Here is a 15,890-nt window from a genome sequence, read left to right as displayed (position 1 = left end):
AAATCCCCGATAAAGATAAGGATTCACTTGTTGAATCGTCTACCTTTGCCAGGATTAATTTAGTTTAAATGCGCATCGGTGTCAATGCACGGTTTTTATTGCCTGGTAAACTCGAAGGGATTGGTTGGTATAGTTTCCAGATTCTGGACAGAATGGTGCATCAGTATCCCGAACACGAGTATATTTTTTTCTACGACAGGCCGATGAGGCCGTTTCTCATTTCACATCCATCTGTAAAAAATGTCGTTCTGTTTCCACCAGCAAGACATCCCTTATTGTGGTATTGGTGGTTCGAATATTCCATTCCCGCTGCTGTAAAAAAGTACCAATTGGATTGCTTGTTTCATGCAGATGGCTATTGTTCGCTGCGTTCAAATATTCCTCAGTTGATGGTTGTCCACGATCTTGCTTATTTGCATTTTCCCGAACAAGTGCCCTGGCTGGTAAGAAAATATTATCAGTATTTTGTTCCCAGGCAATTGTCTAAAGCAAATCATCTTTTTGCCGTTTCAGAAGCCACCAAACTTGATATGATTCAACATTTTCCCGATGCTGAATCCAAGACCAGTATTGCCTACAATGGCGTAAGAAATTATTTCAAACCATTAGAAGAAGCAGAACAATTACAGGTTCGCAACGAGTATAGCGATGGTTGTCCTTACTTTTTATTTGTAGGTGCTATTCACCCCAGAAAGAATGTGAGCGGATTGATTCGGGCATTCAATTTGTTTAAAGAAAAAACGAATTCAGATTTTAAGTTGGTCCTTGTGGGCAGGAAAGCCTGGGATTTCCAAAATTTCGAACAAGCATTCCAACATTCACCCTATCAAAAAGAAATCATTGTTTTGGATTATATCGCAGGGGACCAATTGGCAAAAATTACGGCATCAGCATTTGCGCTGGTATTGCCTTCTTTCCTCGAAGGATTTGGTGTCCCTGTGCTTGAAGCGCTTTATTGCAACATTCCGGTAATGGTGTCGCGGACATTTTCTCTTCCCGAGGTCGCCGGACCAGGAGCTTATTTGTTTGATCCCGAAAACATAGAAGAAATTGCAGATCAACTGGTTTTTGCCACAAGAGATGAAAAAAGATCTGAACGGATCTCCCTGGGCTCCTTGCACCGACAATCCTTTGATTGGCAAAAAAGCATGGAAGCGGTCCATAATCAAATCGTCAAGACCACATCAAGCCGCTGATTTGTTGGTATAAAGCCCTGTTAACCAAATGAAAGACTATCTGTTGCGTATGTTAAAATAGATTATATGTTAAAAGTACCCATTGTTTAAACTTTCGTATTAGAATTATATTAAGTTTGTGTCCAAATCGTACCAACATGAAACAATTCTACCTAATTCTTCTTTTCTGTCTGGGTGTTTCGGCCAGCAATGCCCAGTACTATTACCTGCCTTTTATTGGCGCCGGCCAAAATCCTGGTGGTCTTAACAAAGACAACGAATATCCTCCCGGAGGTGGTTTGCCCACCGGATGGACTACTATTTTAACAGGTCCCCGCAAAAGCGGAGATTGGTCAGCCATCCGGAACATTGGTTTTCCATTCAAATTCAACGGAATTGATGTAACCCAGTACAAAGTCAACACAAGCGGCGTGCTCACTTTTGCTACCGGCGATAATACCGTGATCGATTCTGCCAATACCGATTTACCTAACGACAAAATTCCTAACAGATCGATCCTTGTTTGGGGTTTGCGTTGTGCTGCAAGTGATTATGTGGTTACAAAAACATTTGGAACTGCACCAAACAGACAACATTGGATCAGTTATAATTCATTCAGCGAAGAAAATCTAAAAGCCGGATGGATTTACATTTCAATTGTATTGGAAGAAACAACCAATAAAGTTTACATCGTGGATCAACGCACACAATGTGTAAACAATGGCGCTGTTTGTCAGGACAAAACAAGCCTGACCATTGGTTTGCAATTGGATAAAACTACAGCCATTCAGGTTCAGGGATCTCCCAACTATCAAAGCGTAAACACCAATAATTATTTGGTTGACGACAATAGTTATTTTGAATTTGTTCCTGGAACTTTGCCCGATAATGATATTCTGGGTGTAAAACATGATTTCAAAAAATATTATTTGACTAGTGAGTTTCCAGTTTCTTTAACGGGTTCCTTTGTAAACAGCGGAGCATTGCCAATTACTAAAGTATCTTATTCTTACAACATCAATGATGGCTCTGTAGCTTCCGTAAATGCAGATATCGACAATTTAAATATTGCACCTCTGAGCAAATTTAATCTTACACATCCTACTCCGGTCATGGTTCCCGGACCAGGAACGTATACCATTAAATCCTGGATGAGTAAAATCAACGATAGTGATCCAACTGCAACCGCAGATGACACGATCCGATCTGTGATCATTGTAAATGATTCAGCAGTTCTACGCAAATTGATGCACGAAAACTTCAGTTCTTCCACTTGTCCTCCATGCAAACCCGGAAATGAAACACTTCATGCCGTGGTTTCTCAATACGAAGGCAAATACACTGAATTGACTTATCATTTTTATTTCCCGGGCACTGGAGATCCTTACTATACCTCAGAGTGCGCTTCAAGGAGCACCTATTACGGAGGTATCAATGCAATTCCTGCTACACTGCTCGATGGTAAAACAAACATAAATCCAAACGGCTACACCACTTCTATTTTTGAAGAATGGCAGGGCATTCCTGCATTTCATACCGTGATGCCATCTGGTACTGTTAACGGACAAAAAATCGACATCAAAGTGGATGTTGGAGCTTTAATTCCAACAACACCTACAACGAGATTATACGTTGCTGTTGCCGAGAAAGTAACATACAAAAACATTAAAAACAACGGAGAGACAGAATTTCCACATGTCATGAAAAAAATGATCCCCGATGTTAACGGTACACTTGTTGGTGTAATCGATGCCAATGGATCGAAGACGTTTAATTTCACGTGGACCGCACCGGGCTCATACAGATTGCCGTTAGATGCTCAGGCTGCTAATATTATCAATCTGGCGACCGAGCATAGCATTGAAGAATTTACGGATCTGGAAGTTTTTGCTTGGTTGCAGGAATCTGACAAATCCATACTTCAATCGAATGTTGGAGATCTGGAGTACGTAGTATCAAACGACAATCCGGTTTCGCAAAAAGAAGTAAAAGCATACCCAAATACAACCAGCGATTATTTCTTCCTCGACATGAGTGCGTTTGAAGGTTCTGACGAACTCCGCATCATGATCGCAAATGAAAATGGCAATATCATTCACGCAGAAAAAACAGGACTGAAATCATTGTTTGTAAACGCTGGTGAATGGACACCCGGGCTTTACTATGTTAAAGTAGTAGGTCAAAATGCTGAGGGTTTACAAAAAGTTATGGTTATAAAATAATAACGGAAGTTTAATTATTAAAGAAAAGGCCTCGCAAATGCGAGGCTTTTTTTTTGAAATTACTCTGTATACTGGTATAATATACGTGGATTTTTTTTTGAACAATGTAAATCTTTTTACTCTCCCGGAAAGTCCAAAAAGGTGCAGTGCATTTCCTACAAGCTTCTTGTTCATATGATGAAAATAGATGGTAGCGTTAACAGCATCTCTTTGCGCTCTTTGCGAAAAACTTTGCGTTCTTTGCGGTTAAATTCGAGACACTATTTTCTACTCAGCTCTCTATTATGAAAATGTACATTTTTTAACCGCTAAGGAGGATGAGAAGGCGCAGAGGGCGCCGAGAATCTTCGGTTAACTTCATATCCCTTCTATGAATATTGAGCTTTTCGTTTATAGAAACTCTTTGCGCTCTTTGCGAAAATCTTTGCGTTCTCTGCGGTTAAACACGAGACACTATTTTCTACTCAGCTCTCTATTATGAAAATGCACATTTTTTAACCGCTAAGGAGGATGAGAAGGCGCAGAGGGCGCCGAGAATCTTCGATGTGCTTCTTATCTCAGTTTTGAAAATTGCTTTTCTTTATAAATAGATTCTCTTTGAGCTTCAAGCTTTCAGCTTTAATCTTTAATCAATTATCCTGAACAGCAATTTCTCCTTGAATGCCGTAATTGTGGCCAATCATATTCTTCAGTGCTTTCCGTGCAAAAAAGATACGGCTTTTCACTGTACCAAGTGGAAGTCTTAGTTCGTCGGCAATTTCCTGGTACTTAAATCCGTGGTAATATCTTACAAATGGAATTCTCAAACTATCGTCAAGGCTTTCCACCATTCCATTGAGCTCTTTCATCATGATGTCAGAATCAGCGCGGTTTTGAACCGCATTACTCATGGAGTTGATGTAGTATTGATTCTCACTATTATCACTGACAATCCCACCTTTTACCTTCCTGCGGTAATTGTTGATGAAAATATTTTTCATGATGGTGATCAGCCAGGCTTTGAAATTGGTACCGGCCTGAAACTTCTCCTTATTAGATAAAGCTCTGAATGCCGTTTCCTGACATAAATCCTTAGCATCCTCTTCGTCACGTGTAAGGCTGAAAGCAAAATTTTGAAGAGTCTGAGTCTGCTTGTCCAAAAGATTGTAAAATTCTACCGTTGACATGCTGTTTATTTTCCTCAAATGTATTATTCTGTTTAATTTATTCCAAGAAATACTTAGACAAAATCTGTTAAAAAAATGATAAATTCCTATATTAATTAGTAATTATTTGATAATCAGGAAAATATAACCTTTGCTGCTTTCTCTCCTTGTTCAATTATTATTGAATACAATTAATTCAGCCAAAATATTACTTCTGGGCCTTACGGAGCAATAAAAATCCTACAGCCAGGAAAATCAGATTGGGTATCCAAAGTGCCACAACCGTAGGCAACACTTCATTGCTTGCAAAGGTCAGCGACATCTTCGAAAGAAAAATAAATATAACGCCCAATACAACTCCGGCAGCCAAATGAAGCCCCAGGCCTCCACGTACCTTCCTGCTTGCTATGCATGCTCCAATAAAACTTAAGATCAGGGTTGTAAACGGGTCTGCTGTTCGTCGGTATAACTCTATTTCATAAGCTTTGGTAATGCCTGACCCTTTCTTCGTTTCCCGGTCAATAAATTCTTTAATTTCATGGGTAGTTAGCATGTCTTTTTCGTTTGAAATAAAGACAAAATCAGCGGGCGACAAATGAATGGCGCTGTCAATCTGCTTTCCGGTTTGAATTTCAAGGGTCTCGCTGCTGTCGCTAATCGTCCGGATCTCGTAATCTTTTAACGTCCAGATATTGGGTTCCGCCTTCCATCTAATGGACTTCGCTTTAAAAATCATTTCTATTTTTTCTCCATTGAATTTTTCCATTTGAAAATCTATTCCGGAGCTGTCCGAATTTTGATAATGTCTGAGAAAAGCGGTCACTTCCGGAGCAACAAACAGATGTACATTCCGGTCGCGGTTTTTAATATTTCCGGGTTTGATATAGGTGTTGTCAAATGTGCGAAGAACCTTATTCGATTGTGGGATGAAATAATGATTTCCTGCCAGATGAATCGATGTAAACAGCGCTCCTGAAAATAAAAAGGGCCACAACAATCTGTTGAAACTGATCCCGGCGCTTAGTATGGGAATGATCTCCGTCTGACTTGCCATTCTCGAAGTAAAGAATGTAACGGTGATCAGACTGTACAGTGGAAAAAGCAGGGAATGAATCCAGGGTATGAAGTTGAAATAATAAGTTTTTATAATATACCAGGCCGACAAATCTTTAGAAAGAAATTTTTCTATTTTTTCGCTGAGGTCAAATACAACGGATACCAGGGAAAACAACAATACGATAAATAAAAAAGTAGTCACATACTTCCTGATGATGTATCTGTCGATGATCCTGAACCAATTTCGTATGTTCAAACTAGAGTCTTTTATCTATGCGTTGGAGAATTTCTGATTTCCACTTCACAAAGGTATTTGCTTTGATGTTTTTCCTGGCTTCTTCCATCAACCAGGTATAAAATCTTAAATTTTGAAGACTGGCCAATTGTGCGGCTAGCATTTCTCCCGCATAAAACAAATGCCTTAAATATGATTTGCTGTGATTTGCCGATGTTTCGAGTCCCAATGTTTCATCAATTGGACTAAGGTCTTCTTTCCATTTGGCATTTCTGATGTTGATAATTCCCTGTGTCGTATAAAGAATTCCATGTCTTGCATTCCGGGTAGGTAAAACACAATCAAACATATCGATTCCTGACTCTATAGCGTCCAGTAAATTTTTTGGGGTACCTACACCCATCAGATACCGGGCTTTATCGACGGGAAGAATCATCCCGGACAGCTTTACCAGGCGGAGTAGATCCGCTTCGGGTTCTCCAACAGATAGTCCGCCAATAGCATATATCGGACAATTGAACTGCCTGATGTATATCAATGACTTTTCCCGCAAATCATCGTACACCGAACCTTGTGCAATTGGGATCAGACTTTGGTCAAACCCATAGAGCGGTTTTGTCTTTTCAAAATGTTCAAATCCCTGATCCAGCCACACATGGGTCAACTCCATGGATTTCATCGCATATTTCCGTTCACATGGATAAGGGGGACATTCGTCCAGAGCCATCATAATGTCGGAACCCAATGTCCTCTGAATATCCACGACACTTTGTGGCGTAAACAAATGTTTGGATCCATCTATATGCGAATAAAACCAGACTCCTTCTTGAGTAAGTTTGCGTCTGGCGCTTAATGAAAAAACCTGATATCCGCCACTGTCGGTCAAAAGTGCACCATCCCAGTTTATAAACCGGTGCAAACCCCCGGCTTTCGACAAGACATCCAATCCCGGTCGCAAATACAAATGATAGGTGTTTCCCAGGATCAGTCCCGAACGAATGTTAGTTTTTAATTCTTTTTGATGGACTGCTTTCACGGTTCCTGTAGTACCAACAGGCATGAATACGGGCGTTTGTATAGGGCCATGTGCGGTTTCCAATGTTCCGGTCCGTGCAGAAGATCCTCCACAGGTATGCTCAAGTCTGAATTGAATGCCCATCAGGACTTGTTTTGCATTTTAAACAACACGCCCAACATTAAAGAAAATCCGATCAGGGCCGAGCCTCCTTTGCTGATAAAGGGCAACGGAATGCCTATGATTGGAAATAATCCAACCGTCATACCGATATTGATGATCACGTGAAACAACAGTAATCCGGCAACGCATACGGCGAAACTGGAAAGAAACTTATTCTCGGATTTCTCACCGATCGTAAATATGCGGAAGATCAATATCGCAAATAAGATAACAACGGTTATGGTTCCAATAAAGCCGTGTTCCTCTCCTATAGAACTGAAAATAAAATCGGTAGACTGCTCCGGAACAAATTTTAGACGGGTCATATTTCCTTCCAAAAATCCTTTTCCAGAAAATCCTCCGGCGCCGATGGCCACTTTTGATTGAAGTACGTTGTATAACGACCCTCGCGGATCGCATTCTTCAGGCTTCAGCCATACTTTGATACGTTCTTGCTGGTGTGGTTCCAGTTTATTGATAACATTCACAGAAAACAAGGAAACTGCCCACAAGATGCCAATACTAGCAGGGATCACAAGCGAAAGTGCTTCTTCTTTTGTTTTCCATAAATACACACAGACTGCAGCCAATGGAACCAAAGCCGCCCAGGCGAGTTGAAGAATATCGAAATTATAAGCAATGCCGATCAGGGCCGAAATGAGAATTATGGTGAGTGTCGCTTTATATTTAAAAGGTTTAGAAAGCCATAATGCAACCATCAATCCCAGAATGAGGAGCCCGGCCAATACCCAACTCCCGGGAAAAAGGAATGAACAAATAAATACAAGAATTAAAAGTATAATGCTTAAAAAGTATAGTGGGTTCAGGCCTTCGATAAACAACAAAATAAAAAAAGAAAAAAAAGTCAGTGCTGATCCCGCATCCGGTTGCATGAGAATCAGGATGACAGGTAACAAAATAATTCCAAATGCGATGGCCTGAAAATAGAATTGCTTTAAATTGGTTTTGTAAAATACCATAAAGGAACTTAGTGCAAGCGCTGTTCCAAATTTTGCCAACTCGACCGGTTGAAATGAAAATCCGGAAATGTTAAACCAGGCTTTTGCGCCTTTCACTTCGGTACCAAAGATTAAAACCAGAAAAAGAAAAATAAGTGAAATGGCATATATGAGATAGGAGAACGTATGCCAGAATTTTTCGTTGATCACTTGCATGAAACCAAAAACAACAAGGGCCATCAGCAAATAGAAACTTTGCTTCGTCACCGGATTTTCCATGTTCAGAAAATCCATACCCGCTATTTGTGAAGCGCTTACAGAATAAATGGCCAACCACCCGATGATCAGCAAACTCAGGTATAATCCTATAGTTATCCAATCATAATATCCGGTAATCCGATTGCGAAGCATGCGCCTACAATTCTTCGTAAGTCACTTTGTCCATGGAAAGATAAGCCCCTGGAAATTTTTTCTTCACTACATCGAGAGCCTGATTGGCTTCGGTTCGCGTAAGAAATGCGCCTGCTTTCAGGTAATAATAGGGTTCGTTGTAATCCCATTTCAATTTATACTCGAATTGCTGTTGAAATTTCGTTTTGGTTTGTTCCATCAGCCTCCTGTCTGTTGTTGTGACTACAGCAATCCTCCATCCGCTGAGATGGGTCACCAAACTATTGTTTTTGATGTACTTTTCCATTTCCTGGCTGACAACCGGTTCTTCGTGAATCACGACCTCTGTTTGACTGGAAATTCCAGTGGAATACAGCAAGCCTATTGCGGCAATCATTCCAAAACGGTATTTATGCATTTCCATGGCAGTTTTTAAATTTTTTGCCGCTTCCACAAGGACACAAATCATTTCGGCCGACCTTGGGCCCTGTATTTCTTATGGTTTGCTGCGGTTGTGATCCTGCACTACCTGCCGCTTCAGCTGCTCGTTTGACATTTTCTTCTTCACGGCTGGTTTTTGTCTTGCTGTAATCTGTTCGTTGTGCTTTCGCTTCCGAAACTTGTTGATCCATTGCAAATACGAGTCTGCTCTTGGCAAGAAACGACGTGATCTCCTGATTCATTTTATAAACCAGTTGTTCAAACAATTTGAATGCTTCGAGTTTATAAATAACCAATGGGTCCTTCTGCTCAAAACTTGCAGCCTGAACCGATTCTTTGAGTTCATCCATGTTGCGAAGATGTTCTTTCCAGTTGTGGTCCAGTTTGATCAACGCAATGGTCTTTTCAACATCTCTCATGATACTTTGTCCGTTGTGACTCAGTGCTTCTTCCATTTCCACTCCAATCGGAATGGGTTCGGAATGACCATCTGAAACCGGAATGGCCACCCGCTGATACTTAGTTCCTTCGTTTTGTTTCACGTTTTTAATAAGTGGCAATAAAACTTCTTTAAATTGTTCTTCCTTCCGGTGATACCACTCAAAAAATTGTTTGTTGATTTCGTTAATAATTTCCTGATCCCTGGACTCCTTAAAAAAGGCACTATCCATTTGAGGTTCAAAGCCAAGAATGCTGATCACGTCGTATTCAAATCCTTCGTAATCCTGATTGGCTTTGTGTCTGGCTAACAGTTGTTCGATGGTAGAATGAAACATATAACTCAGATCTACCGTAAGACGGTCGCCGAATAACGCGTGATTCCTTTTCTTGTAAATGGCTTCGCGCTGGATGTTCATTACGTCGTCGTATTCCAGCAATCTTTTGCGGATACCAAAATTATTCTCTTCCACTTTCTTCTGTGCGCGCTCAATGGATTTAGTAACCATAGGATGCTGGAGCACTTCTCCTTCCTTGTGTCCCAGCTTATCCATGATGGAAGTGATTCTTTCGGAATTGAACAAACGCATGAGATTGTCTTCGAAAGAAACAAAAAACTGACTGGATCCGGGATCTCCCTGACGTCCTGCGCGTCCGCGCAGCTGTCTGTCAACCCGCCTGGATTCATGTCGTTCTGTTCCAATGATGGCAAGTCCACCTGCTTTTTTTACTTCTTCAGAAATTTTAATATCGGTGCCCCGGCCTGCCATGTTTGTTGCAATGGTAACCTTGCCCGGCAATCCCGCTTCTGCGACGATCTCTGCTTCCCGCTGGTGTTGTTTGGCATTGAGTACATTGTGCGGAATTCCTCGCAATTGCAACATTCTGCTCAGCTTTTCGGATATGTCAACGGACGTTGTACCCACAAGAACCGGCCTTCCTTTGGAAGTGCAATCGGAAATTTCATCGATGACCGCATTGAATTTTTCTCTTGCTGTTTTATAAACGAGATCCTCTCTGTCATCTCTGATAATTTGTTTGTTGGTAGGGATCACTACGACGTCCAGTTTATAAATCTGCCAAAGTTCACCGGCCTCGGTTTCTGCTGTTCCCGTCATGCCCGCAAGCTTGTGATACATCCGGAAATAATTTTGAAGCGTGATCGTTGCATACGTTTGCGTTAATTCACCAACTTTCACGTTTTCCTTGGCTTCAATTGCCTGGTGTAGTCCATCCGAATATCTTCTGCCTTCAAGCAATCGCCCGGTGCCTTCATCCACAATTTTCACATGACCTTCCATGACGACATAGTCTTCATCAATTTCGAATAAAGCATATGCTTTTAGCAATTGGCTTACACAGTGCAACCTTTTAGACTTAATCGAAAAATCATCCAGTACTTTTTCTTTGGCTTTAGTCTGTTCATCCCTGTTCAAAGAATGATTGCTTTCAATTGAATTTATTTCATCGGTAAGATCCGGTATCAGAAAAAAGTTATTATCTGATTCTCCTTTTGAAAGGAAATCTATACCCAATGCTGTAAGTTCAACCTGTCTGTTCTTTTCGTCGATAGTAAACAGCAGAGGCTCATCGGCAACCCTCATGTTCTTGGATTGCTCCTGCATATAATAGTTCTCGGTCTTGTGAAGAATATTACGGATTCCATCTTCACTTAAATATTTGATAAGCGGCCTGGATTTAGGCATGGCCCGATAAGATCTGAACAATGCCAGCCCGCCTTCTCCAGCCTGATGACCTGTTGAGCCTTCGGAAATCAATTTTCGCGCTTCTGTAAGATATAAAGTGGAAAGTCTTTTTTGTTCGTTGATCAGTTTTTCAACTTTTGGTTTCAATACATTGTATTCCTGACTTTCTTCATCGACATCTACAGGACCTGATATGATCAAAGGGGTCCTTGCATCGTCAATCAATACGCTATCAACTTCATCGACCATGGCATAGTGGTGCTTCCCCTGAACTTTTTCGTCCACGCTGCGCACCATGTTGTCTCTCAGATAGTCAAAACCAAATTCATTATTGGTCCCATAAGTAATGTCGCATTTATATGCGTTTTTTCTTTGCGGTGAATGCGGTTTGTATTTGTCAATGCAATCTACCGTCATCATTAAAAATTCAAAGATGGGACCCACCCACTCGCTGTCTCTTCTTGCCAGATAATCATTGACTGTTACAATGTGCACTCCTTCTGCTGTAAGACCATTTAAATAAGCAGGCAATGTAGCAACCAGTGTTTTCCCTTCGCCGGTAGCCATTTCCGCAATTTTTCCATCGTGCAAAACCATACCTCCAATTAACTGAACATCGTAGTGCACCATGTTCCAGACCACCTGTCCACCTGCAGCAGTCCACTGGTTTGCATAAACTGCGGTGTCGCCTTCCAGTTTAATATACGGTTTGGTCACTGCAAGATTTCGATCGTGTTCTGTGGCTTTGACACGCAATGTGGTATTTTCTGTAAATCTTTTTGCTGTTTCTTTCACTACCGCAAATGCTTCAGGTAAAATTTCCTTCAACACTTCCTCAATCTGCTGATCGCGTGATTTTATTTTTTGATCGATCTCATTGTAGATATCCTCTTTTGCAAAAACATCTTCGTTTTCTTCGGCTGCTTTTCGAAGCGCAGCAATTTCTTCATTAATTTCGCTAAGATAATTTTGAATGCGTTCTCTGAATTCGTGTGTCTTTCCTCTCAATGCGTCGTTGTCTAATCCCTGCAATTCTTTTGTCGCTTCGTAAATCTCTTCAATACGTCCGGAATAAGACTGGACATCCTTGTCTTGCTTTGTTCCGAATATTTTCTTCAGTAAATTCCCAAACATTTCTAAAAATTATAAAAAATTATATCCTACTTCATAAATCATTCCAGCCCGCAATTATGTGCCAAATTGGCAGGGATACCCGATTTAATTTGCTTAGGGGCCTGTTCTGCTCGTAATCCTGGCTTTTTAACGCCAAAACGGCCAGTTTATGCGGAATTTCTGATTTCCCTGATTGCCCTGCAAAGATACGTCGTATGACAAGCTAAAAACAACAGAGAACCGATGATAAATGTGCTGTTTCTGATCCCTTCCAAAAGTAAGCCGGAATCCGGATAAAAGGGTTGCACAAAAAAGATCAGCAAGGCATTGCAAAACAAGGATACCAACACCATCAGGATAACTACAGCCAGTGCTTTTTTTCCCTGCAGGTAATGTCTTTGATAACACAATCCAAACAATGTTCTTTTAAATATGCGATTGTGGGGAGCCAGTTTCACCAGTTCCTTATATGCACCAATGGCTTTTGCCGGCTGGTTATGGTTGAGAAATGCTTTGGCTTTGAGCAAGATCGTATTGATATAAAACCCTCTGCTTTGCTCGTCAAAATGCTGATCGTTCAAAATTTCCACCAGATAACGGTCGGCTTCCTTGTGCAAACTTGGGTATTCGTCTGTATAAAACAATGCGCGTATGTAGTCATATCTGATTTCGATGTATTCTCCAAATTCCATTTGCTCAATGGTTGACTTGTTCGTTTTGTAGAAGTAACAGAATTCATGATAGGCATTGCGTGGCAACTTTTTATACTTCGAATACAAAACTTCTGTTTTCTTCATCTCGCAATTTTTTATTCCGGATGAATGCTGTATAATACAGGTCTGGATGGAGATGCATCCGATTCAATCGGTGCTACTTGAAGGTTGAGGAAATAATAACCATCTTTTACCTGATCGGGTATGTATACCAGTTCTGTGATCGTGCAATTTTTTTTACGGTCTCCTTTCCAGAAAATGTGGTGACAGGCCAGCAAGCCTCCATCCATTTCTTTATCGACCGAAGGCAAGTCTATCAACAAATGATGGTAAGCTTTTTCTACGAGCCAGCTCATGGCCTCAGCCTCCACATAGGGTGGATTGGTTCCTGAATAATGTCTGCTCGTTTTAACATGGTCATTGGGCAGGGTCCTGATGATTATAAAATCGGTCGATATCGTTTCTTCCATCAATGCCTGCAAACTTTTTTTGGTAATTACGCGATCGCCATCCTCCATTTGGGTAGGATAAACTGAAATTAAACATGCCATTCCAAAAAAATCCCTGCACACCCCATTTACATGTTCGCGTTCTGTGGTAATATGTCCGCAACACTCTGTGTGTGTTCCCCCGCCATGAATATTGATAAATGTATTGAAAAAATTAACGGGCCCACCTTGTGAAACGCTTCCGATAAAATCGCCACTTTTCACTGCCTGCGAATTGAAAAAAGGTGCATAAAAACAATTCACCTGATTGTAACCTTCCTTAAATGGAATAGAAATATCTATTCCGGATTGAAGGTCTGCAACATAAGCCTTTCCATTCCAATAAATGCGTATTTGCATGATCTCAATTTCTTTTATCGATTCCCCAGTTTAATTTTTCCCTTAATGTTTTTAGAAAACCCGAGGGATGCAATCTGATCAAACCGATATCAAAGGATTCTTTTTTGATGGCGAGCTGGTGCTCTGCTGTGATGACTTCGTATCTTGAATCCAGCGTGCACAAAAAATTCTCTGCTCTTCCTTCAACTTCAAAACTCAGCACCACATCATCGGGGATCACGACAGGCCTTACATTCAGATTGTGTGGCGCCACCGGCGTGATGATGAGATTTTGCGATTGTGGAAAAAGTATCGGTCCTCCGCAGGACAATGAATACCCTGTAGACCCCGTTGGCGTTGCAACAATCAATCCATCCGCGTAATAGGAATTTAAATAATCACCATTGATGTAGGTGTGGATGGTGATCATGGATGAATTATCTCTTTTTAACAATGTGAAATCGTTTAAAGCAAAAGGCGTTTCTCCAAACAGGGCATGGCTTGATTCGAGACGGATCAAGCTCCTGTAATCGATTTCATACATTCCATTGGCAAGATAATGAACTACATCTGCGATCAGTTTTTTTTCAGTGCTTGCCAAAAATCCAAGTCTTCCAAGGTTGATTCCCAAAATGGGTATCCCTGAATTTCTCACATAGGTCAGTGCTTTTAATATGGTTCCATCTCCGCCCAGACTTATTAAAAAATCCGGTTTTTTTGATTGCAGGTCCTCAGAATTTTTCCAGGTTTGAACATTGCCTATGCCCGCCTGCTCCGGGTAGCCCTCATTAAATGAAAAATCAAGTTTTTGATCTTTTAACTGCGCAATCAAAGCCTTGACATGGGCGATGTCTTCTTTTCTAAGGTGTTGACAATAAATAAATACATTCATCAAAATGCTCTTCGTGTATGAAAATACAGTCCTTTTTCGCCCAGGTGGCTGATGCTGTAATAAACATTGAATTCCACCAGGTCATTGACAGTAAAATTAAGCCCAATTCCGGTGCTGTACAACATTGTGTTGACCAAATCATTTTCTTCATAGAAAAAAGGATCATTTACATAAGCCATGTTGCCTTGCAGACTGATGTCGATATCGGTTTTCAGGCGCAACTTGGGTTCACTTTTAAATATCCTGAACAAATCCCATTTAAAGCTCAGGAGTTGAGATCGTATCTGATTATTCATATAAAAATAATCCAGGCCATCAATAACGTAAAGTTCATATCCGGAAATGTTCGTGTCAGAATAACCCAAACCCTTGTACAAATTGTACGGCCGTTTGCCTCTGTTGATTCCCCATTTCCCTGAAATGGCAGTTTCAATGTAAAATTGTTTACCCAGTTTTCTGGCTGCTTTAACACCAGCGTTCAGGCTGGTAAATCCATACGTCTGCCAACCCGGAATTCCCGTTTGTCTTAAAGAAGTTGAAAACTGGAAACCTCTTGCGGGCCTTAGCTTGTGGTCCAGGTTCGAAAAAATTGTAGTCAGGGTAAATTGAGTAAAGATCTGCCTGTTGGCACCGCCTAAAAAGAAATCGGGATAAGATGCAGAAAATTCGGAATGGAATGAATTGTGGTGGTGGCCTATAGCCAGATCGAAATTCCAGAATTTATTGAATTTGAATAAGACACTCCCGGAAACTTCTCTTCGAATAAACAGGGGTGTCGAGCCGTCTTTGATAAAGGTTTGTTTGTTGCCCGTAGTGAGCACAGGGGTCTCTTTGAATTCGGTATAATAATATGCCGAACCAAATCCCCATTTCGATGAGGCGCCTAAGGCCGGCCTGAAATAGCGCAATACAAATCGGTTGGTATAACCAAATTGGTATTTAAGCTGGAGGTCGTCGTTGGTTCCGCTGAGATTAATATGCTGAATGGCCAATCCCAGATTGATGCGCTTTAAAGAACCGTTGTATTCATTCCACCACACATTAAAATTTCGGTCTGCAAGTTCAGCGATGAGACTCGGATAGATAAACCAGTTTTCATGCACTTCTACGATAAAACTGACATAGTTTTTTTCGGAAAAATCCAATACCGGTATGATGTTGATTTTAGTAAACAAGTTTGTCCTTCGAAGATCCGCTTCTATATTGAGTATAATTCTTTCCAGCTCTTTTAAACGCATGGTATCTCCGGTTTCATAACGGATCTCGCGCAACAAATACCATGCTTTTGTTTTTTCGAGGTCTTTGAACTGAATATCTTTAAGATGAAGTAAACTATCGGCTTGTGTTTTCGCCAACAAGCTTACCAAGGAGAATACAATTGAAAAGAATAACGATTTTGAA

Annotated in this window: 12 protein-coding genes; 2 read left to right on the top strand and 10 right to left on the bottom strand. The window is 40.8% G+C overall.

Features of this window, described 5'->3' with window-relative positions:
- Window positions 1–68: 68 nt before the first annotated feature.
- A complete protein-coding gene (locus IPM34_01600; GenBank protein MBK8954239.1) occupies window positions 69–1,196 on the top strand; it encodes a glycosyltransferase family 4 protein in 1,128 nt (375 codons plus the stop codon).
- Between the two features lie 137 nt (window positions 1,197–1,333).
- Entirely contained in the window at window positions 1,334–3,397 is a 2,064-nt protein-coding gene (locus IPM34_01595) for a hypothetical protein (GenBank protein ID MBK8954238.1), read from the top strand.
- A 629-nt stretch (window positions 3,398–4,026) separates the two neighbouring features.
- Here IPM34_01595 and IPM34_01590 read toward each other — a convergent pair.
- From IPM34_01590 to IPM34_01545, 10 genes are all read right to left on the bottom strand, one after another.
- Window positions 4,027–4,563, bottom strand: coding sequence for an RNA polymerase sigma factor (locus tag IPM34_01590; GenBank protein ID MBK8954237.1), 537 nt, complete (start codon window positions 4,561–4,563; stop codon window positions 4,027–4,029).
- A 187-nt stretch (window positions 4,564–4,750) separates the two neighbouring features.
- Window positions 4,751–5,854: an LptF/LptG family permease gene (locus tag IPM34_01585; protein ID MBK8954236.1), complete on the bottom strand. Its 1,104-nt coding sequence runs from the start codon at window positions 5,852–5,854 to the stop codon at window positions 4,751–4,753.
- 1 nt (window position 5,855) lies between these two features.
- Window positions 5,856–6,992, bottom strand: a complete 1,137-nt coding sequence (gene tgt / locus IPM34_01580; GenBank protein MBK8954235.1) for a tRNA guanosine(34) transglycosylase Tgt — start codon at window positions 6,990–6,992, stop codon at window positions 5,856–5,858.
- Window positions 6,992–8,380 (bottom strand): rod shape-determining protein RodA, encoded by a 1,389-nt coding sequence (gene rodA, locus IPM34_01575; GenBank protein MBK8954234.1) that lies wholly within the window; start codon window positions 8,378–8,380, stop codon window positions 6,992–6,994. Before rodA ends, tgt begins: the two co-directional genes overlap by 1 nt.
- Before the next feature lie 4 nt (window positions 8,381–8,384).
- The gene (locus IPM34_01570; GenBank protein ID MBK8954233.1) at window positions 8,385–8,756 is read right to left on the bottom strand and encodes a hypothetical protein; all 372 of its coding nucleotides are present in this window, start codon (window positions 8,754–8,756) and stop codon (window positions 8,385–8,387) included.
- A 13-nt stretch (window positions 8,757–8,769) separates the two neighbouring features.
- Window positions 8,770–12,078: a preprotein translocase subunit SecA gene (gene secA, locus IPM34_01565; GenBank protein MBK8954232.1), complete on the bottom strand. Its 3,309-nt coding sequence runs from the start codon at window positions 12,076–12,078 to the stop codon at window positions 8,770–8,772.
- 146 nt (window positions 12,079–12,224) lie between these two features.
- Window positions 12,225–12,854, bottom strand: a complete 630-nt coding sequence (locus tag IPM34_01560) for a hypothetical protein (GenBank protein ID MBK8954231.1) — start codon at window positions 12,852–12,854, stop codon at window positions 12,225–12,227.
- An 11-nt stretch (window positions 12,855–12,865) separates the two neighbouring features.
- Complete coding sequence (locus tag IPM34_01555; GenBank protein ID MBK8954230.1) at window positions 12,866–13,618, bottom strand: cyclase family protein; 753 nt, start codon at window positions 13,616–13,618, stop codon at window positions 12,866–12,868.
- 4 nt (window positions 13,619–13,622) lie between these two features.
- Complete coding sequence (locus IPM34_01550) at window positions 13,623–14,489, bottom strand: NAD kinase (GenBank protein MBK8954229.1); 867 nt, start codon at window positions 14,487–14,489, stop codon at window positions 13,623–13,625.
- Window positions 14,489–15,856, bottom strand: coding sequence for a hypothetical protein (locus IPM34_01545; GenBank protein ID MBK8954228.1), 1,368 nt, complete (start codon window positions 15,854–15,856; stop codon window positions 14,489–14,491). The genes IPM34_01550 and IPM34_01545 overlap by 1 nt, the downstream gene beginning before the upstream one ends.
- Window positions 15,857–15,890: the final 34 nt, after the last annotated feature.

The sequence above is a fragment of the Saprospiraceae bacterium genome, from assembly GCA_016716185.1.
Lineage (GTDB): Bacteria > Bacteroidota > Bacteroidia > Chitinophagales > Saprospiraceae > Vicinibacter.
This window is presented reverse-complemented; position numbering and strand designations above follow the sequence as displayed.